Below are 23,907 nucleotides of genomic sequence, written 5' to 3'. Positions count from 1 at the left end.
TCAGAGCTCCTCGACCCGGCGGATCAGCACCGGCAGCAGCCAGGTGCCGAGCACGCCCAGACGGGCGCCGGCCTCGGCCTGGCGATCGGTCAGATAACGGGTGGCCAGGTCGACCAGGTAGAGCAGCGCGGTCACCGTGCGGCCCTCGGCGGGTACGCCGAACGGGGCCAGCAACTCGGCCGCCTTCTGCACGGTCACCTCGACCGCGTCCTTGGCGTCGTCGGTCGACTGGATACGCCGCTGCAACTCGTGATGCACGGCGTCGAAGCCGAGCGGCACCCCGGTCGCGAACCGTTCCCAGTCCCAGACGAGCAGGGCGTCGTCAACGTTGGCCATGTTCCAGGGCGCCCAGTCACCGTGCCAGGCGCCGTACCGGAAGGCGGTCTCGCCGGCGTGCTTGACCAGCATCTCGGCCGCCGCGGTGAGGCTCACGCCCTCGGGCCGGTCGGCCACCGCGGCCAGCCGCTGGCGCAACTCGTGCCAGTACGACCCGGCGGCCAGCGTGCCCTGCGTGTAACCGCAGCAGCCGGCGATGTCGAGCATGGCCGCCACCAGGCGGCGCGGGGTCAGGGTGGCCCGGGGCAGCCAGACCGGCAGCGCCGACTGGACCAGCACCTGCAGGCCCTGCCACTGACCGGCGTGCAGCACCCGGGGCACGGTCAGCTTGGTCAGGCCGCTGCTGCCGAGCGCGGTCAGCGCCGCCGTCTCGGCCTTCACCAGCCGCTGGGTGAGCGGGCCGGTGCCCAGCTTGGTGAAGCCGAACGTGTCGCCCTCCGGCCCGATCAGCTGCAGCACCGGCTTGCGGTTGGCCCGCGCCGGTCCGATGTGGATGCTGATTGCCAGCTCGCGGGCCAGCGCATCGCTCAGATATCCGTCGATGCTGGTCGAGAACGGGCCGGTGACCCGGATCCGGTCCCGCAGCAGCATGCTCGAGGCGCCGGTACGCAACGCCGCCACGACCGCATCGCGCTTCAACCGTGCGGTCCGGGACTGCGGTTCGGCGTACCGGCGGACCGCGACCGCCGCGACGCGGCGCGAAACCGTCGGGACCAGCAACCGGGGCCGCCGAGCATCCGGGACGACCAGATATTCGGCGATCGGCGTGCCCGGCGACCCGTCGGTGCGGCACGGCTGCGGGTAGAGGAGGTCGAGCACCTCGCTGAGGTACTGGGTGCGCAGGGCCGCGTCGCCGGTGGTCAGCTCGGGCGGCGCGGTCTTGACCGGGCTCAAAGTTCTTCCCCCTCTTGTCGGACTACCTGATTGCGCCAGAGCAGCGCGAACGCCAGGACCATGAAGGCCAGAGGGGTGACCAGCGAGTTGTACCAGAGCATCGCCGAGAACGAGGTGACGATCGCGGCGCTGCCGGCAATGCCGATCGGGGTGCGGTCGCGGCGGAAACGCCACAGCCCGTACAGGAAGAAGCCGAGATAGCCGATCGTGCCGACCGCGCCGTGCGCGTAGATCAGCTGCCACAGCTGGCCGTTCCCGCCGACGGTGAAATTGCCGCAGCGCTCGCAACCGGCGCTCTCGCCGACCGTGATCGACTGCCGGCCACCGGCCGTGTTCCGGGTGCTGCCGTAACCGACGACCGGCGACTCGGTGAAACCGTCCAGCGCCTTGTCGATCAGGAACGAGCGCACGCCGTTCGACTTGCCGTTGTCGAGCCGCGCCGACACGACGCTGCCGAGCGGGGTGGCGACGAGCCCGACCGTGAGCGCCGCCCCGGCCAGGGCGACGACGGCCAGGATCCAGAGCCGGCCGGCGAGCACGTAACGGGCGGCGACGTAGAGGGCGAGCACGCCGAGGCCGATCCACAGTCCCCGGTTGAGCGAGACCACGGCCGGCACGATGGAGACGGCCAGGCAGATCAGCGCCCACATCTTCGTGCGGCCCCGGCCGGACTGCCAGGCCGCCACCACCAGCCAGGCGGCCAGCAGGCAGAAGTTGTTACCCCAGGTGTTGGTGTAACCCCACGGCGCGGCCGGCCGCGGCCGGTCCCCGCCGACCAGGTCCATGATCTGGGCGGCGTACGGGTGGACCATCGACTGGACGAAACTCATGCTGCGCAGGTGACCGGGCAGCAGCATCTCGACCGGCGAGGTGAACTCGAAGTTCCCGGCCACGATGCCGAGCAGGCCGCCCAGCACGGTCACCACGAACATCCAGCCGAGCAACCGGACCAGACGCTTCTGCGGTAGCTCGGCCTCGGTCAGGTTGCCGGCGTAGACCAGGAGCACGGTCAACGCCACGTACATCCCGAGCCGGAAAACGACGGCGGGCAGGCGGCCCGACGCGTGCCCGGGCACCGTACCGGCCGGGTCGGCGCCGAGGGCGCCGATGCTCACCACCACCGCGACGAGGAAGAGCGCCCACCACGCGAAGCCGGGAGGAAGGCGCAGCCGCCGCCCGGCGGCGGCCCGCCGCAGCAGGAGGAACAGCATCGGCACGGCGACCAGGGCGAAGATGAGTACGCCGAGACCGAGCGCCCACCACAGGGGATAGAACGCGAGCACGGCGGTGACCGGCCAGGCGGGCAGCGCGCGTTTTTTGCCGTCCTCCGCCGGGCCGCCGGGTTGCTCCGGGGCCGCGACCGAAAGGCTCACTGCTGGTCGCCGTCCGCGGCTTTGACCACGCCGGACATGTCAATGATCGCCGTATCGTCGGTCGGGCCGTGCGGGCTCGGAAGTGCCTTCGGGGCCGTGTCCTTGGCCGCCGCTTCCTTCTGGGCCGCGGTCAGGGTGCCGGTCGGGAAACGCATCGGCTGGGTCATGTCGCCGTCGCGGATCGGCCTGCCGCCGGCCACCCGCATGCCCGGCGTCAGCGTCACCGCGGGGCCGTGCATGTCGGCCGCCCGGATCGGGGCCAGGCGCGGCACCACGACCGCACCGAGCAGGGGCGTGCCGACCCGCTGCAGCTGCTCGGCCGCGTCGAGCAGGGCCGGGCGCCGCGAGCGCCGCAGCTCGACCGCGAGGATCGCCGCGTCGGCCAGGCTGGCCAGCCCCTGCGCGTCGGCGCTGCTGCTGGTCGACGGCGCCTCGATCACCACGAAACCGCCCTGGCCGCGCAGCGTCTGCAGGGTGTCGCGCAGCCGCTGCGACTGCATCAGGCCGGCCGCGGTGGCGGCGCCGCCGGTGGTGATGACCCGCAGCGACGGGATGCGCGGCGTGCGCTGCAGGGCCCGGGCCAGGCTCACCCGCCCGGCCAGCAGCTCGGAGAGGCCGGGCGTCGCCGAGATGCCGAACATCCGCGCCAGAGGCGCGGCATCCACCACGCTGTCCGGCAGGTGCGCGCCGATCAGCACGACGTTGCTTCCGGTACGCGCGAGCGCCGCGGCCAGGTTCGCCGACACCAGCGTCGCGGCCGAACCGCGGCTCGCCCCGGTCACCACGATGATCTGGTCGCCCGGCTGCAGGCTGGCCAGGATCTCGTTGCGCAGCCGGTTGAAGACGCGGCCGCCCGCGCCGTACGGCTGCAGCACGTCATCGAAGTGCGGGGTGGTGCGGTCGTCGAGCGCCGCCAGCACCGGCATCCGGCCGCGGTCGCGCACGTCGGCCGCGGTGCGCAGCCGCCGGTCGAAGCGTTCCCGGGCGAAGGCCAGCAGCAGACCGAGCAGCAGGCCGACCATGCCGCCGGTGGCCAGGTTGATCATCGGGTTGGGGCTGGTCGGGGTGTCCGGGAGCCGGGCGTCGCTGATGATGCTGCCCGCGCCGACCGTGGTCGTGGTCAGCTCGTTCAGCTTGCCGGTCAGCGAGTTGAGCTGGTTCTGCGAGTTGTTGCGCAGGCTCAGCAGGTTGCTCTCGTCCGGGCTGCCCTTGGCGGCCCGCGACAGCCGGGCGTTGATGCCGGTCAGCGTCGTGGTGAGCTGCTTGACCTTGACGTTCAGCGTCTTGATCTGCTGGTTCAGGCCGTCCTGCGCGGTCTCCTGCCGGTTGCGCAGATACGCCTCGGCGAACGCGTGCGACCCGGACTGGGACTCCTGCGGCGTACCGCCCTTGAAGTTGATCACCAGGACGGTGGTGTTCGCCGGCACCTCGACCGACACGTCCTTGGCCAGGTCGATCGGCGAGCGGGTGGTCCGCAGCAGCTGGGCCGCCTTGACCGCGACCGCGCCGGAACCGACCAGCTGCGCCTCGGTGTCGAGGTTGACCGCGCCCTTCGTGCGGCCACCGGACGCGTTGGTGTCCTGGTCGACCGCCTGCACCAGCACCGAGGTCGACGACTCGTAGACCTTCGGCAGCGCATGGGTCAGAGCCGTACCGGCGCCGAGCCCGGCCCCCGTCGCCAGCAGCGCGATCCACCAGTGGCGGCGAAAGACGCCGAGGTAGTGCGAAACATCAGCGGGCGAGGCGGACGGTTCCATCGGTGCGGCGGCCCTTCCGAGGGGTGGAGTGAGAGGTACGTTTTGCCCCCGGAGGGGTAAACGTCTCACCAGCGCCCGCGTGATGGGTCAGTTCAATCTGGGCTCCACCCAGCCGTTCTCCACGAGGTAGGCCAGAACGACCTCGATCGCCTCCGGCACCGACATGTCGGTGGTGTCGACGGTGAGCTCGGCCTTGGCCGGTTCCTCGTACGGGTCGTCGATGCCGGTCATGCCCCGCAGCTGGCCGGCCCGGGCCCGGGCGTAGAGGCCCTTGCGGTCGCGCTGCTCGCAGACCTCGAGCGGGGTCGCCACGTGCACCAGCACGAAACCGGCCCCGGCTTCGGTCGCCATCCGGCGGGCGGCCAAGCGGGCGTTCTCGTAGGGCGCGATCGGGCAGGCCACGGCCATGCCGCGGTGCCGGGCCACCTCGGCCGCGACCCAGCCGATGCGGCGCACGTTGCGGTCGCGGTCGGCCTTGGAGAAGCCGAGACCGGCCGACAGCTCCCGGCGTACGACGTCGCCGTCGAGCAGCGTGATCGTGCGGTCGCCGCTCTCCCGCATCGAGTCGACCAGGCCGCGGGCGATCGTCGACTTGCCGGAGCCGGAGAACCCGGTGAAGAAGACGACCAGACCGCGGTGCCGCCGCGGCGGACGTACCCGGACCAGTTCCTTGGCCACCGCGGGCGGCGTGTGCCACTCCGGCAGCGGGAAACCGCGGTCGAGCAGATCGTCGATCTCGGCCGGGGTCATGGCCAGGCGGCGGTTGCGGGGCGGGATGTCGTCGCGCCAGCGCCACTGGCCGTCCCGGTTGTCGTACGCCAGCTCACGCGGGACCAGCACCCGCAGGCCGGCGCCGGACAGCATCTCGCCGGTCGACAGCACATGGGTCACGCCGTACGCCCCGGCCACCCGCGCCCGCAGCAGCGCGTCGCGCATCTCGTCGCCCCGGGTCAGCAGCGGGACGGCCACGATGGTCGCCGGGGGCATCCGGTCGCGGGCCGCGAAGATCGCCCGGACGAGTGCCTCGGGCGGCAGACCGTCGGGGCCGGGGCCACTCACCGGCACCAGAATCAGCAGGTGGGCGGCGAGCGTACGGGCGGCGTGCGCGATCTGCGCGAGCTGAGGCCGGTGCAGCGGGCGGTCGGCGATCACGCCGAGCACCCGGCCCGGCGGGAGCAGGGCCTTGACCTCTTCCGGCGAGCGCCGTAGCCGCTGGAACGGGCCGTGCCCGCCGTCGCCCATCCGGCGGACGGCACCACCCGCGCCATAGCGCTGCGGGTCGATCGGCCACACGTCGGAGAGCTCGAGGGCGGCCACCGGCGCGCCCTCGGGGTCGGTCAGTACGACCGCGCGGCGACGCGGGTCGTCGGCGTCGAGCCGGCTCGCCAGTTCGGCGGGAAGCTCCAAGGTGACCGGTACCGGCCACTGCGTACCGTCGGCGAGCTGACCGCGGCGCTGCAGCGCGGCCAGATCGGCCCGGCCGAGGAACCCGGGCAGCGGCGCATACGCCCCGCTCAGCAGGAGCTCCAGGTCAGCGAGCTCGTGCGGGCGCGGCGTGTACGACGGGGCGTCCCGGAGCACGTCCTCGGGCAGCACCGAACCATTCACTGTTGTATCCCCCTGCGGCCGATTAGGAGACAGTTTTGCAGCCCTGCTGATCGGGGTCGAGGCGGGTATCCCCACGACGGATTCCACATCAGGTATTCGACAAATCGGATAAAAGTTACAATACTGGCTTATCGTGAGTCGTCGCCCGCGCCGTTTTCGGCCTCTCCGCTTCGCCGCGATTCCTGTGGCCTTCGCTCTTTCCGCCGTCACCACGCTCGCTTGGGCGTGGACCGGCGGGATGTCGCAGATCGGCCTTCCCGGCGACCCGACCGTGGCGCTGCCGCTGGTGGCGCCCGGTCCGTCGCCGTTCTCGGCCGCGCCGGACCTCGCGCCCCTACCGCCCGGCGGCTTCAACGCGCCGATGACACGCCCGGGCGACGACCCCGTTGTCCACGCTGCCGCTCCGACCACGTCGGGTGCCGCGGGGCCTTCGGGTTCTCCACCGGCCGCGCCGTTCGCCCCACCCGTCCTGTCGCGGTCCGCGTGCCACACCGGGGCGAAACTGGTGCCGACCTGCGGCGTCCTCTGGGGAGTCGCACCCGGCGCGCACACCGAGTCGCGGGGTTACTCGGCGCTGGCCGCGTTCGAACGCAAGACCGGCCGCCACCAGGCCATCTACCACGCCTATCACGGCGGCATCCATCAGCTGTTCCCCACGCCGCAGGAGATCGCGATCGCCCACCAGAAGGGCTCCCCGCGCATCCTGTTCCTCAACTGGAAACCCGAAGCCGCCTCGTGGGCCGCGATCGCCCGCGGCGACAAACGCACCGACGCGTTCCTCGACCGACTCGCCGGGCACATCCACCGGACGTTCCCCGACAAGTTCTTCTTCGCCGTCCACCACGAGGGCGAGAACGACGTCCGGGAAAGGGCCGGCTCGGGCTACACGGCCAAGGACTACGCCGCGATGTACCGCCACGTGGTGAAGCGGCTGCGCGCCCACGGCGTACACAACATGGTCACCGTGCTGGTACACATGGCGTACGTGCCGCACGCCACCAAGAGCTGGTTCGATCAGATGTACCCGGGCGACGACGTCGTCGACTGGATCGGGCTGGACGTCTACGCGTACAGCACCCCCGGCTACGGCCACGGCGACTTCGCCGAGGTCCTCAACCGCAAACTGGGCGGCAAACGCGCCTGGCCCGGCTTCTACAACTGGGCGGCCCGCAAACACCCGCACAAACCGGTGATGATCGCCGAGTGGGGCGTCTGGTCCTCGAAGAGGAACACCAAGTACAAGGCCGACTTCTATCGCGACCTGGGCTCCGAGCTACGCCGTTTCCCGCGCATCAAGGCGATGGTCCAGTTCGAGACCCCACACAACCAGAAGGGCCAGGACTCGTCGGTCGACAGCACCCCGGCCGCCCTGCAGGCCTACCGCCACCTCGGCCACCTGCCGATGTTCCAGGTGGCCGTAACCTCCCGCTGAGCCGGCCCCGAGCCGGCTACAGCGCGGGGCGGACGAGCGCGGCGATGGCGACACGCCAGCCCTCACTCAACGGCTCCGCCGCCTCCGGCCTCCCATCGGCGAAAATCGATGGCAGGCCGGCGTACCGGAGTGTCCGGTCGAGTGGCACCCAGCCGGCGCCCCGGCTTCGCCCGTCGTCCCCGGCCTCGGCCGAGATCCGACCGAGAGGCTCTTCGTCGCCGCGTCGCAGCGACGTCAGCGCCTCGAGCGTCCAGCGCCGCCACCTGCTCCCCGGACTGTCCACGTACATTCGGTCGAGCTCGGCCATCGCGGCGAGCACCGCGTCGTCGTCGGCCAACTGAAGGACCGCCTTGGCCGTGATGGCGGTTCCCAGGCTCAGCCGTAGGCCGTACTGATCGCACTCGGCGGCCATTTCGTCGCACGCATCGACGGTGGTGAGTCCGGCAACGGCTTCCCGCCAGAGAGCCGCGCTTTCGTTCTCGCGCGCGACCCGGTGTCGGCCCTGCCGGCGCAGCCACATGGCGCGCAGCCGAGGCCCCACGACCGCCTCAGCAAGATCGCCCTGTTCCCACGCCAGGTCGCTTCGAAGCCGGCGGACCTCGGTCTCGTCGGTCGGAGGTGCCTCCCGCAGGAGTTGCTCGACCTCGTCGAAACGGCGCAGCGTCAGCAGCGTGCGCCCGAACTGGTAGCGGATCAGCGATGACTCCGGCTCCGCGGCCCGCAGCGTACCGAGGATTTCCTCGGCTTCCTCCGCCCTGCCCGAGTCGCGCAAGGCGTAACAGATGAAGATTCGCGTCGCGCGAGCCACGTCCGCGGGCGGTGACATCTCGAGCGTCTCGCGGAAGTAGGCGATCCGTTCAGTCGCGGAGCGCCCGGGATATGCGGAGAAGAACCGCGACAGCGCGCCCATCCAGGTGCGGCTGTCCGGCGGTGGGAGCCGCTCGGCGGTTCGCGCCATTCCGGGCAACTCGAACAGCGATCGTCGCAGCCAGTCCGCTTGGAGATCATGATCTGCGCAGAGCTGCGCTGCTACTTCGAGCATGGCGAGCCGGCGGTCTACGTCACCCGGTGTCTCGTCGTGTCGAACGTGCAGCGCGCTGATCAGTCCGTCGGCGCGGCGCCGGCGGTCCGCCGAGGTCCAGGCACCCGGCTCCCGGCCCGACTCGTCGCGCAGGGCGGCGCGAACGGCATCGTGCAACCGGAAACCGAACCACGGGTGGTCGACCTGGTTGACCAGCGTGCGCGCGCAGAAGCGCACGGCGTCTCCCTCGCTGCGCCCCGATGCCTCGGCCAGCAGGGCCGGATCGAACCACGGCAGGAGGCTCGCGGTCCGAGCGACGTCGCGTTCGGCCTCCGGGAGATCGGCCAGGATCCGGCCGACCAGCGCGGGCAACGGCCCGCCGAAAAGCTCGGGCAGTGGCACGCCGGCGCTCTGCCGGGCGACCGAGAGCGCGAGATCGAGGTAAAGAGGCAGGCCGTGCGCTCCGTCGCGGATACGGCCGATCACCTCGCCGCTCAACTCCGGATTGCCGCCGTGGCCCGACGCCCGCTCGAGAAAGCGGACGACGTCGTCGTCGGCGAGATCGCCGACCAGATGCTGGCGCGGTTCGCCCTCGGCCCGCAGGCTGAGCCCGGGCCACACGTGTGCACCCACCGCCGCGAGGCCGGGCACCGACGGATCGGCCCATTCGAGACTTCGGCGCGTCGTCATGACCCAGAGCACGCCCGGCGTCAGGTGGACGATCCGATTCAGTAGACGCTCCTGGCTCCGGTCACCGCCCTGTATGTACTCGACGGCGTCGGCGAACGCGACCACCAGAGACCTCTCCGAGCGGACCAGCCGCTCCAGATCCCACGAGAGCAGGCCGGCCAGTGTGGCCGCAACCCACGGCGAGGCATCCCGCTCAGCCTCGCGGGCGATCGCCGCGAGCGGCTCGCAGTCGCGCAACCATCGATCGCGAAGTCGGCCCCGGCGAATCGCGTCGACGATGGCCAGGCCGACTCGTGCGGTCAACTGGCCCGCCGCGAGGCCGTACCCGGCCTGCCCGATGGCATCGCCCACGGTGTCGATGATCTGGCCGCGGAGGTCGAAGCCGGCCCGATTGCGGAACTCCGGAAGGGCGATGCCGGGCCGCGCCTGCGTCCACCACGCCGCCAGGCCCAGATCGAAGGCGGGAAAGGGGCGCCCGGGTCCACCGACCGCGTTGCGCAGAGCGAGCACCGTTCCGACTGCGTCGAACGCGTGGGAGCCGTGGAGGTCCAGCCGGGCCGTGCGTACCTGGTGATCGAGTCTCAGCGGATCGGGCCAGTCCGTGTTCTCCGGAACCTCGCCGTGCAGCCATCGCTCCAGCCGGTGCGAGAGTTCGGTCTTCCCGATCCCGCCGACGCCGTAGAAGGCCAGAACGTTCGTGCGCGCGGTCCGGAGCAGAGTCGCTCGATCGGCGAGGACGTCCGACAGGTGATTCACTGCCGCGACCGAGAAGCTCGTGCTCTCGGGAATGCGATCGGTGAAGAGATCGACGGCGGACCAGCCGGGGTCGAAGATGTCGTCCAGACTCACTGCTGTGCCCCGTGTCTTCCGCCGGTGAGCGTGCACGTTCAGCCGATCACCAGGGAAGCCGGAATCGTATCGGCCATCCAGGCCAGTCGATCGGGCTGCTGTGCGCCGGCGCCGGACCGGTTTCCCGGCCCGGCGCCGGGCCGGTCAGCTGGTTTCGCCGGCGACGCTGAAGGAGCCGAGGCGCTGGATGGCGTAGAGGGTGCCACCGACCGCGAAGATTGCGCTCATCACGATGGCGACCGGGATCGAGACCTTGCCCGGCAGTATGTCGGTGGGGTGCATTTTGTCGGCCAGCGCGATCGCGTACTGCTCGATCGAGAGGACCCGGGTGCCGCTCAGGAAGCGGCCCAGCAGGCCCTCCCAGACCAGCACGTAGACCAGGCCGAGCAGGACCGGGCGCCGGCTCAGGAGGCTCAGCAGCAGGAACAGCGCCGAGTAGGCGACCGCTCCGACTGCCGCGCTGACCGCCAAGGCCACGCCGAAGGCGGCCGAGTCGGCCAGCAGTCCGGCGATGAACAGCGGGACGGCCGCGCTGACCGCGGTCACCACCACTGCCACCGCCAGCTTGGCGAAGATGATGTCGCGGCGGGGGAGCGGCTTGGTGAGGATGTGCACGATCGTGCCGTCGTCCACCTCGGAGCCGAGGACGCCGGTGCCGACGATCAGTGCGGTCACCGGGAGGACGACGACGAAGCCGAGGCCGACGATGACCGGCTGGCCCCACTGGGACGGCTCGACGCCGTTCGTGCGGCAGATCAGCGCCAGGGCGATCATCAGGAGTGGCAGCGGCAGCAGGAGCAGCAGCCGGCGACGGCCGAACAGGCCGCGGACGGTGATGTAGGCAACCGTGGACATCATGCCTCCAGCAGGTAGGAGAAGACGCTCTCCAGGGACTCGTCGGACGGCAGCAGCTTGCGCAGCCGGATGCCCTCGCCCAGGGCGATGCGCGGGAGCGCGCGGGTGAAGCTGCCGTAGTCGCTGGCCCGCACGGTGAGGCCGGTCTGCTCGACCTCGACGCCGCTCACCGACTTCTCGCCGATCAGGGCGACCGCCAGGCGCCGGTCGTCGGAACTCTGCAGGGCGAAGACGTGCGGCCGGTTGGTCATCAGCCGACGGATCTTGCGGTAGTCGCCGGAGGCCGCGAGGCGACCCGCCACGATCACCTGGACCAGGCCGGAGAGCTGCTCGACCTCTTCCAGGATGTGCGAACTGAACAGGATCGTGTGCCCCTGTTCGCCCAGTTTGTGCAGCAGCGTCATCATGTGCATGCGCTGGCGGGGGTCCATGCCGTTGAACGGTTCGTCGAGCAGCAGCACCTGCGGCTCGTGGACCAGCGCGGCCGCGACCCGGGTGCGCTGGCGCATGCCCTTGGAGAACGTCTCGATGCGCCGGTCCTGCGCGTCGGTCATCTCGACCAGGCGCAGCGCCCGGTCGGCGGCGGCCGCCGGGTCGGGAAGCTTCTGCATCTTGGCGCACGCGGTGACGAACTGGCGGGCGGTCAGGAAGCCGTGCACCGCCTCGCGCTCGGCGACCAGGCCCAGCGTGCGGTAGATGCCGGGGTTGCGCCAGGTCGGTGACCCGTCGATGGTTACGGTGCCGCGGGACGGGCTGAGGAAGCCCGCCATCATGTGCAGCACCGTGGTCTTACCGGCGCCGTTGGGGCCGAGCAGGCCGGTGACGCCCGGCTCCAGGCTCATGCTGATGTCGTTGACCGCCACGACGTTGCCGTACCAGCGGGACACGTTCTGCAGGTCGACAGTGCTCAAAGGGAGGCCACCTTCCGATAGCGGGCCAGCAAGAGCAGCAGCAGGGCCGCGACCAGGCAGACGAGTTCGATGCCGTAGATCGGCCCGAAGCTGCCGATGTCGATGCCCTGCCTCGGGTTCTTGCGCAACCAGGTCGAGACGCCGGTGACCAGGGTTTCCGGGCTGGCGAGGCCGGCCAGGTTACGCGCCTTGTCGGACGGCAGGATGCTCAGCACCCCGACCAGCGGCGTGGTGACCACGAACAGGGCGACGATGCCGCCGGCCGCGAAGGCTCGCTTGCCGGTGGCCGAGGCGATCAGCAGGGCGATGGAGGAGAAGACGACCGCCCACAGCACGCTGTAACCCCAGCCCGGCAGCAGGCTGCCGGCCTCGTGCCAGACACCCTTCATGCCGGTCTTGGTGGTGAAGGCGGCGCCCAGGAACATGATCAGCTGCGGCACTCCGAGGAGCAGCCACACCGCGCTGACCAGCGCCACGACCTTGGCCGCGACGTAGTCGAAGGCGCGCACCGGGCGGCTGAAATAGAGCGGCAGCACTCCGGCCCGCAGGTCACGGGAGACCAGTTCGGGCGCGATGATGGCGACGAAGAAGACGATCAGTACGGCCATCGTCTCGTCGAACTGGTAGTAGGTGAACAGCGTGATGTTGGCCTTGGCTTTCACCCCGGCGTTGATCACGGCGATGAGCAGCCCGATGCCGGCCACCAGCCAGGGGAAGATCTTGGATTTGGCGGGCCGGCCGAGGCCGAATGCGGCCCGGATGCCGTGTACGTACAGCGCGCCGAACAGGGCGCCCCGGCCGAGCTTCGGCCCCTCGTACCGCTGATATCCGATGTCGTGGATGACGCCGGCCTCAGACATCGGCCGTCTCCTTCGTCGTGAAGAGCTCGGCCACCCGGTGGCGTCGCTGGTCGAGGCGGTGCAGTGGCAGGTCGAGCTCGGCGACGACGCGGAGGATCTGGTCGTACGAATCGTCGGAGTCGAGCGGAACCAGCAGCAGGCTTCCTTCGCGGCTGACCGCGAGGCCCTGGTTGGTGAGGGCTTGCGCGAGCTCGTCGGTACCCTCGCTGACCTCGACCGCCAGAACGTCGGAGGCGGCCGTCATGGCCGAGATGCGGTCGGCGCGCAGCAGCCGGCCGCCCTCGATCGCGATGAGCGAGTCGCAGATCCGCTCGACCTCACCGAGCAGGTGGGAGCAGACGACGACGGAGATGCCGAATTCGTTGCCGATCCGGTGGATGAGGTTGAGCATGGCGTCGCGGCCGGCCGGGTCGAGGCCGTTGGTCGGCTCGTCGAGGAGCAGAAGGTCGGGGTCGTGCACGAGGGCCTGGGCCAGCTTGACCCGCTGCTTCATGCCAGTCGAGTAGCCGCCGATCTGCCGGTAGCGTTCCTCGTAGAGGCCGACGTGCCGCAGGGCCTCGGAGGCCCGTTCGCGTGCCGCCGTCTTGGGGAGGCCGCTCATCCGGCCGAGGTGGGTCACGAACTCGGAGGCCGAAACGTCCGGCGGCAGCGCGTCGTTTTCCGGCATGTATCCGACCCGGGCCCGCACGCGGTCGGTCTGCGTGGTCGGGTCGAGATCGAAGACCCGGACCGACCCGCTGGACGGCGCGAGAAGGCCCAGCATGATTTTGATGAACGTGCTCTTGCCGGCGCCGTTGGCGCCGACGAGCCCGATGACGCCTGCCTCGACGTCGACGGTCAGGTCGGCGAGCGCCTTTACCCCGCCGCCGTACGTCTTCGTCAGCGCTTGAGTCGCGATGATGGTCACAGGCACAGCCTAGGAACCGCCCGCACCCCGCCGGATCAGGTACAACCCTGAGAGGCGGCCCTGGCCTCTCAGCTCGCTCTCAGAAAGGCGGAGCGGCCCCTGCCGCCAGACAGGGACCGCCGGGACCGCCGGCCACTGCCGCCAGACTGCGGCCGACCCCATGGGAGCGCTCCCACGTCGCTCGACTCTAGCGAAAGGTCAGTCGCGCCACCAGCCGTCGAGCGGAGTCACGGGCACCGAGCGCTTGTGGCGGGTCATGCGGTAGATCGATTCGAGCTTGTCGGCGACCTCGGGAGCCACGTCGGCGCCCTCCAGGTAGTCGTCGATCACCGAGTACGTCAGGCCCAGCGCGACCTCGTCCGGCAGGGCGGGCCGGTCGTCCTCGAGGTCGGCGGTCGGAACCTTCTGCCAGACCGACTCCGGCGCGCCCATCTCCTGCAGCAGCCGGGCGCCCTGGCGCTTGGAGAGGCCGGTCAGCGGGGTCACGTCGACGCCGCCGTCGCCGTACTTGGTGAAGAAACCGGTGATCGCCTCGGCGGCGTGGTCGGTGCCGACGACGAGCAGGTTGAGCTGGCCGGCGATCGCGTACTGGATCACCATGCGCTCGCGGGCCTTGATGTTGCCACGGACGAAATCACGCAGCGGCTCGCCCAGGTCGCGCGACACCTCGGCAGCCAGGGCGTCGGCGCTCGGCTTGACGTTGGCCACGATCGAGCGGTCCGGCCGGATGAAGTCGAGGGCGATCTGCGCGTCGGATTCGTCGGCCTGCACGGCGTACGGCAAACGGACCGCGACGAAAGTCGCGTCGTGACCCTCCGACCGCAGTTCCTCGCTCGCGATCTGGCACAGCCTGCCGGCCAGCGTGCTGTCCTGGCCGCCGCTGACGCCGAGAACGTAGCCCTTGGTCCGGGACGCGCGCAGATAGTCCTTGAGGAAGTCGACCCGGCGCCGAATCTCGTCGGTGGGGACGACGGACGGCCGCGCGCCGAGCTCGTCGAGGATCTGCTTCCGGAGGTTGGTCACCCTCGTACGGTATCCGGCCGTGTCCCCGGCCGGCCCGGGGGAACTGTGCGTTGCCTTAAGGTTAACGAAAGGTGTACGAGGGTATGCGGCCCCGCCGGGGCGAAGGAGAGGCGTGGGCCGTGACGATGACGGGATTCTGGCAGCCGGACGGGCTGCCGACCCGGGCCGACCAGGTCGACCAGGTGGAGCTCAAGCTGGTGGTGCCCCGCACGGGCAGCCGGTCGCTGGGCATCGACCACGACCGCGGGCCGGCCCGCCGCATCTACTTCCTCGACACCCCCGACCTCGCCCTCTATCGCCTCGGCGTGATCATCCGGTTCCGTGACCGGGCCCACCGGCGCGACGACGCCGTGGTCAAGCTCCGCCCGGTCGTGCCCGGCCGGGTGCCGGGCTGGCTCCGCCACGCCGACTGCTTCCGCATGGAGATCGACGCGCTGCCCGGCCACTCGGTCTGCTCCGGTGCCCTCAAGAAAAGGCTCGGGCGAAGCGCGGTGTCGCGGGCGGTGGCCGCGGGGCGGCCACTGATCAAACTTCTCTCGCCCCGCCAGCGGCGGCTGCTCCTGAAGTACGCCCCGCAGGTCAAACTCGGCGATCTGACCGTGTTCGGGCCGATCCACGTGCGCTGCCAGAACGTCAAGCTGCGCGGCTTCGACGGCGGGCTGACGGCGGAGCGGTGGCGCTACCCCGACGGATCCGACCTGGTCGAGCTGTCGACCCGTTGCCCGGTCGACGAGGCGCCGGCGGTCGCGGCGCGCATCTCCACGGCGCTCCGGGCGTACGGCGTGGTCCCCGCCGACCTGCAGGTCACCAAGACGGAGATCGCCCTCGGCTCGTAGAAGGCCCCGCCGAAAAGCGCGGCGCCCGCGGAAAGCGGACGCCGCGCCGGGAAACCGGAACTCAGCCGGTGTTGCGCATGCCGGCGGCGATGCCGTTGACGGTGGTGAGCAGGGCGCGTTCCAGGGCCGTCGAGTCCGACGGGGCCCGGCGGCTGCCCGGGGCCGTGGCCAGCTGGCGCTCGCCGTCGCCCAGGTCGCGGTATTGCCGCAGCAGCGCCACCTGGAGGTGGTGGAGCGGCTCCAGGTAGGTGTCGCGCACGCCCAGGGTGCGCTTCAGTTCGGGCTGGGAGCCCAGCAGGTCGGTGCCGCCGGTGATGGCCAGAACCTCCCGGACCGTGCGGTCGTACTCCTCCTCGATCGTCTCGAAGATCGGCCGCAGGTGGGCCGGGACGAGCGTGTCGACGTAGCGCCGCGCGATGTTCAGGTCGGTCTTGTTGAGCATCATCTCGACGTTCGAGAGGAACGTCTTGAAGAACTCCCAGTGCTCGTGCATCTCGGTGAGGACCTCGGTGTGCCCGGCCTCGCGGGCCGCCTGCAGGCCGGAGCCGACGCCGAACCAACCGGGAACGATCTGCCGGGTCTGCGTCCACCCGAACACCCACGGGATGGCCCGCAGGCCGCCGAGGCCGGCGTCGGTGTTGGGCCGCTTGGCCGGCCGTGATCCGATGTTGAGCTGGCCGAGCAGTTCGGTCGGGGTGGCGGCCCAGAAATATGCCGGCAGGTCAGGGTTTTCGACCAGCGAGCGATAGGTCTTGAAGGCCGCGTCGGAGGCGGCATCCATGGTGGCGTCCCACCGCGCCAGCTGCTCGGGGTTGACCGAAGGCGACGTGTGAAGCAGCGTCGCCTGCAGAACGGCGGCCACGGTGAGTTCGAGATTTTCGCGCGCCAGAGCCGGCAGAGTGTATTTGTCGGAGATGACCTCGCCCTGCTCGGTCACCTTGATCGCGCCGTCCAGAGTGCCGTAGGGCTGGGCCAGGATCGCCTCGTGCGTCGGGCCGCCACCACGACCGACGGTGCCACCGCGACCGTGGAAGAGGCGCAGCCGGACCCCGTGCCGGGCGGCCACGTCACGAAGCGACCGCTGCGCCTTGTGGATGCCCCACTGACTGGTCGTGATACCCCCCTCCTTGTTGGAGTCGGAGTAGCCGAGCATGACCTCCTGCACGTCGCCGCGGGCCCGCACGATCTCGCGGTAGGCCGGCAGGGACAGCATCTGGTCGAGCAGGTCGCCGCCGGCGTCGAGCTCGGCCGGGGTCTCCAGCAGCGGCACGATGCCGACCCGGGCCCGGCCGGTGTGGACGTCGATCAGGCCGGCCTCGCGGGCCAGCACGGCCGCGGCGAGCACGTCGTCGACGCCGAGGGTCATCGAGATGATGTACGACTCGATGACATCCGCGCCGAACCGGTCCTGCGACTCCCGGATCGTGTTGAACACGTCGAAGGTCTTGCGGGCCGAGTCGGTCAGCGGGGTGTCGAGGGCGGACAGCGGACGCCGCCCGGTCAGCTCGTCGGCCAGCAGCTTGGTGCGCTGCGCGCGGTCGAGCGCCGCGTAGTCGTCGACCTCGCCGACCTGCGTGTACATCTGCTGGAGCACCTCGTGGTGCTTCTCGGCGTGCTCGCGCACGTCGAGCGTCGCCAGCTGCAGGCCGAACGCCGACACCGTACGGATCGCCGTCGCCACCACGCCGACCGCGGTCAGCTGGCCCGAGTTGCGGGCCAGCGACGCCCGCATCAGCTCGAGGTCGCTGATCAGCTCGTCGCTGCCCAGGTAGTCGCGGCCGGGCACGTGGGCCGTGCCCTGGTCGAGGCGCTTGCGGGTGTTGGCCAGCTTGGCCTTGATGGCCCGGACCTTGAGGCGGTAGGGCTCCTCGGCGTTGGTGCGCCGGAAGCGGCCCGGCACCTCGGGCAGGGCGTCGAGGTCCTTGGCCAGCGAGGCGGCCAGGTCGAGCGAGACACCGCGCAGCCGGCGGGAGACCGACAGCTCGTCGATCAGCTCGTCCATCGCCTTCTCGGTGGCCTGGATGCCGTGCTCGTGCTGGATGATCAGCACGTCGCGGGTGACCGCCGGGGTGACGAACGGGTTGCCGTCGCGGTCGCCGCCGATCCACGAGCCGAACGACAGCGGCCGGCTGGTCGGCGCGGTCTCGACGCCCAGCTGGCGCAGGGTCTCGGCGAGGTCGCCGAGCACCTGCGGGGCCGCATCGGCGTAGAGGTCGCGCAGGTAGTAGACCGCGTTGCGGGCCTCGTCGGTCGGATCGGGCCGGTCGAGCCGCAGCTCGTCGGTCTGCCAGAGCAGGTCGATCAGCTCGGCGAAGCGGCGGGTCGAGGCGGTGGTGTCGGACGCGCCGTACAGCACCGCGGCCGACGCCTCGGCGTCGAGTGAGTCGGCCAGTTGCCGCAGCTTGGAGAGGATCGAGCGGCGGGCCGCCTCGGTCGGGTGGGCGGTGAACACCGGGCGGATCGCGAGCCGGCGGGCGGCCGCGGCGATCTCGTCCGCTCCGACGCCCTGCTCGGCGATCAGCTTGGCCGCCTGGTCGAGCCAGCCGCCGTTGCGGGCGCGGCGACGCTGCAGGTCACGGGCCCGGTGGACCTGCTCGGTGATGTTGGCCAGGTGGAAGTAGGTGGAGAACGCACGGGCCAGCTTGGTGCCGGTCGTGACATCCATCTTGGCGAGCCGGTCGGCGGCGGCCCCGGCGTCCTGGCGGACCAGGGCGCGGACCTCCTCGACCAGGTCGAGCAGCGGGCGGCCCTCCTGGCGGGCGAGGGTCTGGCCGAGCAGGGTGCCGATGCGCCGGATGTCGGCGCGAAGCGCTGCGTCGGGGCCGTCAGGGTCCAGGCGGCCGTGCTGGTCGGTCATCGGGGCGCTCCTTCGCGATCAGGTGCTCCAGGACTGCGCTGTCCCGACTGCCGCCGATCGTATCGGCGTGACCTCGAGCAGGGGTGAATTGAGGAACTTCTCACCCGAGCCGTCTCACGCCGAGATCGGCACCGCCGACCTTAGTCGCGCCGCCGGGACCGCCGGTGCCGGAGGCCGGAAGAGCAGCCGTTCCGGCGTCGAGACCGGAGCCGCCTTGGTGACGAAGTCGCGGCGGGCCGCCGCGAACCCGGATCGATCGCCGAACATGTCCCGGCTCATCTCGGCCAGCTCACGGGCCTCGTAGACCTCGAGCGGTACCCGCTCGCCGGCGAGACGCTTCGCTTTCGCCGCGCGGCGGGCGCGCGCCACCCGTGGGTCACTCTGCCGTTCGGCGAGTGCGGTCAGCCATTCCGCGTACGCGTCGGGATGGCGCGGCCCGACCTCGTCCACGAGTCCCATCGCGGCCGCCCCCGACGCGCTGACCGGGAGTTTCTCGTCGATGAGCCGTTGCGCCTGCTCGGGGCCGACCCGGCGGGGGAGCGTGAAGGTGTGCAGTTCGGAGCCGTACAGCCCGATGTCGTAGTAGGGGTTGAGCACGATCCCGTCCCGGGCCGCCACGATGTCGGCGCCCAGCCCGAGCATCACCCCGCCCGCTCCGGCGCTGCCCGCATAGGCGGCGATCACGACCTGCCGGCTGCACGTGATGATCGCCCGGCACACTTCGTTGATCGCGCGGATGCCGGCCCACGCCGCCCCGGACGGGTCGGACGACGCCTCGATGACGTTGAGGTGGATGCCGTTGCTGAACGCGTCCGTGCTGCCCCGCAGCACCAGCACGTCGGTGTCCTGGGCCGCCGCGTGCTTGAGCCCGGCGAGCAGCCGCCGGCAGTGCCCGGCCGCCATCGCGCCGTTGTAGAAGTCGAACGCCAGCCATCCGATGCGCCCGGTGCGGCGATACCGGATCTGGCGATAGGCGGCCGGCGATTCCGGCTCGCTGCCGGGCGGCAGCGGTGAGTGCGGTACGCCGCGGAGCCGCGCACCGAGAAGCGTGGTCGCCGGCAGCTTGATGTTCCGGTGTTTCTCGGGTGACCGCAGATGGCCGAGCCAGACGCTGCCGTCCCCGGTGCCGACCAGCACCGCCCCCTGGCGGCGGCTGACCAGTTCGCCGGGCCGGGCGCCGCGGTGCAGGCCGGGGTGCGCGTCGTACGCGAAGACCGGCAGTCCGCTGATCTCGGCGCGTACGCCCGGTGAGCCGTCGGCGGCCCGGATCCGCCGCACGATGTGCTCGGTCGGCTCGTTGAAGTCGAATGACCGGTCGTCCTGGCGCATCAGGGGCCGCAGCCGGGCGCCGCCCTCTCTCCGCAGTTCGGGTTGTGGCAGGAGGGCCTCGGCCGGCATCCGCTCGGCCGGTACCGGTGTGAAGGCGGGGTCGTCGGCCTTGGTCACCACCTCGAAGATGCACTCCATCGCGGCGTCGGCGACCGGCCCGTTGTACAGCGACGACTTGCGCGGCGGCGCCATCGGCAGCCCGAAGGTGCGGGTGGCCCAGATCGGCCCGGCGTCCATCTCCTCGACCGCCTGGAGCGCGGTGACGCCCCACCGCCGGGCGCCCTCCATGATCGCCCAGTCGAGCGAGGAGGGTCCGCGGTCGCCGACCGGACCCGGATGGATGATGATCGTCCGCCACTGCTGCCAGACCTCGGACGGCACCCGGTCCTTGAGGAACGGGCAGATGATCAGCTCCGGATCGGCGGCCCTGCTTCCGTCGATCATGTCCTGCGCACTGGTGGCCAACTGAACGCCCACGTCGTGCCCGGCCTCCCGCAGCGCGCACCACGCGCGCTGGGTCAATCCGTTGAACGCCGTAACGATCAGCAGGATCCGCACGTTGCCTCCCCAGGGAACCCATTTAAGACCGGCACTATTCACGGCTTTTGGGTGGTTAAGTCGGACATGTTGTCCGACACTTACTGGTCCGGCGGCCGGACTAAGCTTGGTGTCGTACCCCCGCCCTCCTGGGCGCTGGGGTTAAAAGACGTGTCTCGGGGGATCCCCATGCAACTCGCCGGACTGATCCCGGCCGCCCTGCGCGACCGGGGCCTCGCTCGCGCCCGTGACCTGGCGCGTAAGGCCGATCCAAATGGACTCTGGGTCGACTCCGACTCGCTCGATCTGACCGCGCCGGCCGCGCTGCGCCCGTTCGTGGTCGCTACCGTGGCCGGCACCACCGACGTCGGCGGCGCCGACCGCCCCGTGCTGGCGGTCACCGCCACCAGCCGCGAGGCCGACGACCTGGTCGACGCGCTGGGCTGCCTGCTCAGCCCCGACCGGGTCGCGGTCTACCCGTCCTGGGAGACGCTGCCGCACGAGCGGCTGTCCCCGCGATCCGACACGGTCGGCCGCCGGCTGGCCGTGCTGCGCCGGCTCGCCCACCCCGGCGACCAGCCGATCCAGGTGGTGGTGGCGCCGGTACGGTCGGTGCTGCAACCCCAGCTCAAGGGCCTGGGTGACCTCGAGCCGGTGGAGCTGACCTCGGGCGGTGAGGCCGAACTGGAGGGCGTCGCGCGGCGGCTGTCCGACATGGCGTACGCCCGGGTCGACCTGGTCACCAAGCGCGGCGAGTTCGCGGTGCGCGGTGGCATCCTCGACGTCTTCCCGCCGACCGACGAGCACCCCTCCCGGGTCGAGTTCTGGGGTGACGAGGTCGAGGAGATCCGCACCTTCGCGGTCGCCGACCAGCGCACGATCGACCAGGTCGACCGGTTGTGGGCCCCGCCGTGCCGTGAGCTGCTGCTCACACCTGCGGTCCGGGAGCGGGCCGCCGAGTTGTCGGCGGACCATCCCGAGCTGGCGGAGATTCTCGACAAGCTGGCCGAGGGCATCCCGGTCGAGGGCATGGAGTCGCTGGCCCCGGCGTTGCTGCACGGCACCGACAGCATGGAGTTGCTGCTCGACTGCCTCCCGCCCGGCGCCCACGTGCTGCTGTGCGACCCCGAGCGCATTCGCACCCGGGCGCACGACCTGACCCGCACGTCGAACGAGTTCCTGGAAGCGTCCTGGGCCGCGGCGGCCGTCGGCGGGCAGGCCCCGATCGACGTCGGAGCGGCCGCCTTCCGCACCCTGGCCGACGTGCGGGCGCACGCGGCGACGCTGCACCAGCCATGGTGGACGGTGTCGCCCTTCGGCCTGACCGAGACCGACGACGAAAAAGCCGATGACCAACCGTGGCTCGAGACGCCGTCCGTCGAGGTCTCGCCCGACGCCGGTGACGCGATCGCGCTCTCGGCCCAGCCGGTGCCGCTCTATCACGGCGACACCTCGAAGCTGGTGTCGGACCTGTCGGACTGGTCCCGCGGGGACTGGTCGATCGCCCTGGTCTTCGAGGGCCACGGCACTGCCGAGCGGGCCACCGAGGTGCTGCGTGACGCCGGCGTCGGGGTCACCCCGGTCGACTCGATCCCGGTCGCGATCGAGCCCGGCCAGGTGCTGATCACGCGCGGCGGCCTCAACCACGGCTTCGTCGACGCCGGGTCGCGGCTCGCGGTGATCACCGGCAACGACATCAGCGGCGGCCGCGGAGCGTCCACCAAGGACATGCGCAAGATGCCGTCCCGGCGGCGCAACACGATCGACCCGCTCGAGCTCAAGACGGGCGACTTCGTGGTGCACGAGCAGCACGGCATCGGCCGATACGTCGAGCTGGTGCAGCGTACGGTCAACGGCGCCGACCGCGAATACCTGGTCCTCGAGTACGCGGCGTCCAAGCGGGGCCAGCCCGGCGACCGGCTCTACGTGCCCACCGACCAGCTCGACCAGCTGTCCCGCTACGTCGGCGGCGAATCGCCCACGCTGCACAAGATGGGCGGCTCCGACTGGCAGAAGAGCAAGGCGCGGGCCCGCAAGGCGGTCCGCGAGATCGCCGCGCAGCTCATCCAGCTGTACGCCGCCCGCCAGGCGTCCAAGGGCCACTCGTTCGGCCCGGACACCCCGTGGCAGCGTGAGCTGGAGGACGCCTTCCCCTACACCGAGACCCCCGACCAGATGGCCGCGATCATCGACGTCAAGCAGGACATGGAGCTGGCCGTCCCGATGGACCGGCTGATCTGCGGCGACGTCGGCTACGGCAAGACCGAGATCGCGGTGCGGGCGGCGTTCAAGGCGGTGCAGGACGGAAAACAGGTAGCCGTGCTGGTGCCGACCACGCTGCTCGCCCAGCAGCACTTCAACACGTTCACCGAGCGGATGAGCCAGTTCCCGGTGACCATCAAGCAGTTGTCCCGGTTCCAGACGCCCAAGGAGACCACGCTCACGCTCGAGGAGGCGGCCAGCGGTGCCGTCGACATCGTGATCGGCACCCACCGGCTGCTGGCCAGCTCCACGCGGTTCAAAAACCTCGGCCTGATCATCGTCGACGAGGAGCAGCGCTTCGGCGTCGAGCACAAGGAGCAGCTCAAGGCCCTGCGGGCGTCGGTCGACGTGCTGACCATGTCGGCCACCCCGATTCCCCGGACGCTCGAGATGGCGATCACCGGCATCCGCGAGATGTCGACCATCGCCACCCCGCCCGAGGAGCGGCACCCGGTGCTCACCTTCGTCGGTGGCCAGGACGACAAGCAGGTCGCGGCGGCCATCCACCGCGAGCTGCTCCGCGACGGGCAGGTGTTCTATCTGCACAACCGCGTCGAGTCGATCGACCGGGCGGCCCGCAAGCTGCGCGAGCTGGTGCCCGAGGCCCGGGTCGCGGTGGCGCACGGCCAGATGAGCGAGGAACAGCTGGAGAAGGTCATGATCGGCTTCTGGGAGAAGGAGTTCGACGTCCTGGTCTGCACCACGATCGTCGAGTCCGGCATCGACATCCCGAACGCCAACACGCTCATCGTCGAGCGGGCCGATCTGCTCGGTCTGGCCCAGCTGCACCAGATCCGCGGCCGGGTCGGCCGCGGTCGCGAGCGGGCGTACGCCTACTTCCTCTACCCGCGCGAGAAGCCGCTGACCGAACAGGCCCACGAGCGGCTGGCCACCATCGCCCAGCACACCGAACTGGGCGCCGGTATGTACGTCGCGATGAAGGACCTCGAGATCCGCGGCGCCGGCAACCTGCTCGGCGGCGAGCAGTCCGGCCACATCGAGGGCGTCGGCTTCGACCTGTACGTGCGGATGGTCGGCGAGGCGGTGCAGGCCTTCAAGGGCGAACGGCCCGAGGAGGAGCTCGAGGTCAAGATCGACCTGCCGATCGACGCGCACCTGCCGACCGAATACATCGCGGTCGAGCGCCTGCGCCTCGAGATGTACCGCAAGCTGGCCGAGGCGCGCGACGAGGCGCGTCTCGCCGAGGTGGTCGCCGAGATGACCGACCGCTACGGCGAGCCGCCCGAGCAGGTCGCCAACCTCATCGCGGTGGCGCGGTTCCGCCTGCTGGTCCGGGCGTACGGTCTGACCGACGTGTCCGTGCAGGGCAAGCACCTGCGGTTCTCGCCGCTGCCGCTGCCCGACTCCAAGCAGATGCGGCTCAAGCGCTACCACCCGGATTCGGTCTACAAGACGACGACCGACCAGGTCAGCGTGCCGCGGCCGAGCACCCGGCGGGTGGGCGGCGAGCCGCTGCGCGACCAGGCGCTGCTGCAGTGGTGCGCGCAGCTGCTCAAGGACGTGCTGGGAGAGGTGCCCGCGCCGGTCAAGGCCTAGAAAAGGTGATTCG

General features: G+C 70.9%; 15 protein-coding genes. 3 read left to right on the top strand and 12 right to left on the bottom strand.

The window, feature by feature from the left end; translation table 11 throughout:
- The 4 genes from ACIA5C_RS30380 to cysC form a co-directional block, all read right to left on the bottom strand.
- Positions 1-1,230, bottom strand: coding sequence for a hypothetical protein (locus ACIA5C_RS30380; RefSeq protein ID WP_396060770.1), 1,230 nt, complete (start codon positions 1,228-1,230; stop codon positions 1-3).
- Positions 1,227-2,603 (bottom strand): O-antigen ligase family protein, encoded by a 1,377-nt coding sequence (locus ACIA5C_RS30375; protein ID WP_396060767.1) that lies wholly within the window; start codon positions 2,601-2,603, stop codon positions 1,227-1,229. Before ACIA5C_RS30375 ends, ACIA5C_RS30380 begins: the two co-directional genes overlap by 4 nt.
- Positions 2,600-4,360, bottom strand: a complete 1,761-nt coding sequence (locus ACIA5C_RS30370; protein ID WP_396060765.1) for a Wzz/FepE/Etk N-terminal domain-containing protein — start codon at positions 4,358-4,360, stop codon at positions 2,600-2,602. Before ACIA5C_RS30370 ends, ACIA5C_RS30375 begins: the two co-directional genes overlap by 4 nt.
- An 87-nt stretch (positions 4,361-4,447) precedes the next feature.
- Positions 4,448-5,968 carry an adenylyl-sulfate kinase gene (gene cysC / locus ACIA5C_RS30365; RefSeq protein ID WP_396060763.1) on the bottom strand — a complete coding sequence of 507 codons (1,521 nt, stop codon included), beginning with the start codon at positions 5,966-5,968 and terminating at the stop codon, positions 4,448-4,450.
- A gap of 238 nt (positions 5,969-6,206) precedes the next feature.
- Here cysC and ACIA5C_RS30360 point away from each other — a divergent pair, with 238 nt between their 5' ends.
- Positions 6,207-7,400 carry a glycoside hydrolase family 26 protein gene (locus tag ACIA5C_RS30360; RefSeq protein ID WP_396060761.1) on the top strand — a complete coding sequence of 398 codons (1,194 nt, stop codon included), beginning with the start codon at positions 6,207-6,209 and terminating at the stop codon, positions 7,398-7,400.
- Between the two features lie 16 nt (positions 7,401-7,416).
- On the opposite strand, the gene ACIA5C_RS30355 is transcribed toward ACIA5C_RS30360, so the two are convergent.
- The 6 genes from ACIA5C_RS30355 to nadE form a co-directional block, all read right to left on the bottom strand.
- Positions 7,417-9,960, bottom strand: a complete 2,544-nt coding sequence (locus ACIA5C_RS30355) for a tetratricopeptide repeat protein (protein WP_396060759.1) — start codon at positions 9,958-9,960, stop codon at positions 7,417-7,419.
- A 144-nt stretch (positions 9,961-10,104) separates the two neighbouring features.
- Complete coding sequence (locus ACIA5C_RS30350) at positions 10,105-10,815, bottom strand: ABC transporter permease (RefSeq protein WP_396061565.1); 711 nt, start codon at positions 10,813-10,815, stop codon at positions 10,105-10,107.
- Positions 10,815-11,726: an ABC transporter ATP-binding protein gene (locus tag ACIA5C_RS30345; protein WP_396060757.1), complete on the bottom strand. Its 912-nt coding sequence runs from the start codon at positions 11,724-11,726 to the stop codon at positions 10,815-10,817. The genes ACIA5C_RS30350 and ACIA5C_RS30345 overlap by 1 nt, the downstream gene beginning before the upstream one ends.
- On the bottom strand, positions 11,723-12,586 hold the full coding sequence (locus ACIA5C_RS30340; RefSeq protein ID WP_396060754.1) for an ABC transporter permease: 864 nt from the start codon (positions 12,584-12,586) through the stop codon (positions 11,723-11,725). The genes ACIA5C_RS30345 and ACIA5C_RS30340 overlap by 4 nt, the downstream gene beginning before the upstream one ends.
- Complete coding sequence (locus ACIA5C_RS30335) at positions 12,579-13,493, bottom strand: ABC transporter ATP-binding protein (protein ID WP_396060752.1); 915 nt, start codon at positions 13,491-13,493, stop codon at positions 12,579-12,581. Before ACIA5C_RS30335 ends, ACIA5C_RS30340 begins: the two co-directional genes overlap by 8 nt.
- A 198-nt stretch (positions 13,494-13,691) precedes the next feature.
- On the bottom strand, positions 13,692-14,516 hold the full coding sequence (nadE, locus tag ACIA5C_RS30330; protein WP_396060749.1) for an ammonia-dependent NAD(+) synthetase: 825 nt from the start codon (positions 14,514-14,516) through the stop codon (positions 13,692-13,694).
- A 125-nt stretch (positions 14,517-14,641) separates the two neighbouring features.
- On the opposite strand from nadE, the gene ACIA5C_RS30325 reads away from it, so the two are divergent.
- The gene (locus ACIA5C_RS30325) at positions 14,642-15,352 is read left to right on the top strand and encodes a hypothetical protein (protein ID WP_396061563.1); all 711 of its coding nucleotides are present in this window, start codon (positions 14,642-14,644) and stop codon (positions 15,350-15,352) included.
- 61 nt (positions 15,353-15,413) lie between these two features.
- Here ACIA5C_RS30325 and ppc read toward each other — a convergent pair whose 3' ends face one another.
- Positions 15,414-18,209, bottom strand: a complete 2,796-nt coding sequence (gene ppc / locus ACIA5C_RS30320; protein WP_396060747.1) for a phosphoenolpyruvate carboxylase — start codon at positions 18,207-18,209, stop codon at positions 15,414-15,416.
- 114 nt (positions 18,210-18,323) lie between these two features.
- Entirely contained in the window at positions 18,324-20,096 is a 1,773-nt protein-coding gene (locus tag ACIA5C_RS30315; protein WP_396060745.1) for a hydrogenase maturation protein, read from the bottom strand.
- Between the two features lie 168 nt (positions 20,097-20,264).
- Here ACIA5C_RS30315 and mfd point away from each other — a divergent pair, with 168 nt between their 5' ends.
- Positions 20,265-23,894 carry a transcription-repair coupling factor gene (gene mfd / locus ACIA5C_RS30310; protein WP_396060742.1) on the top strand — a complete coding sequence of 1,210 codons (3,630 nt, stop codon included), beginning with the start codon at positions 20,265-20,267 and terminating at the stop codon, positions 23,892-23,894.
- Positions 23,895-23,907 lie beyond the last annotated feature (13 nt).

Origin of the sequence: Actinoplanes sp. NPDC051343 (assembly GCF_044455125.1) — a bacterium.
Classification (GTDB): Bacteria; Actinomycetota; Actinomycetes; order Mycobacteriales; family Micromonosporaceae; genus Actinoplanes.
The sequence above is the reverse complement of the archived record's forward strand: the minus strand, read 5'-3'. Positions and strand labels throughout refer to the sequence as shown.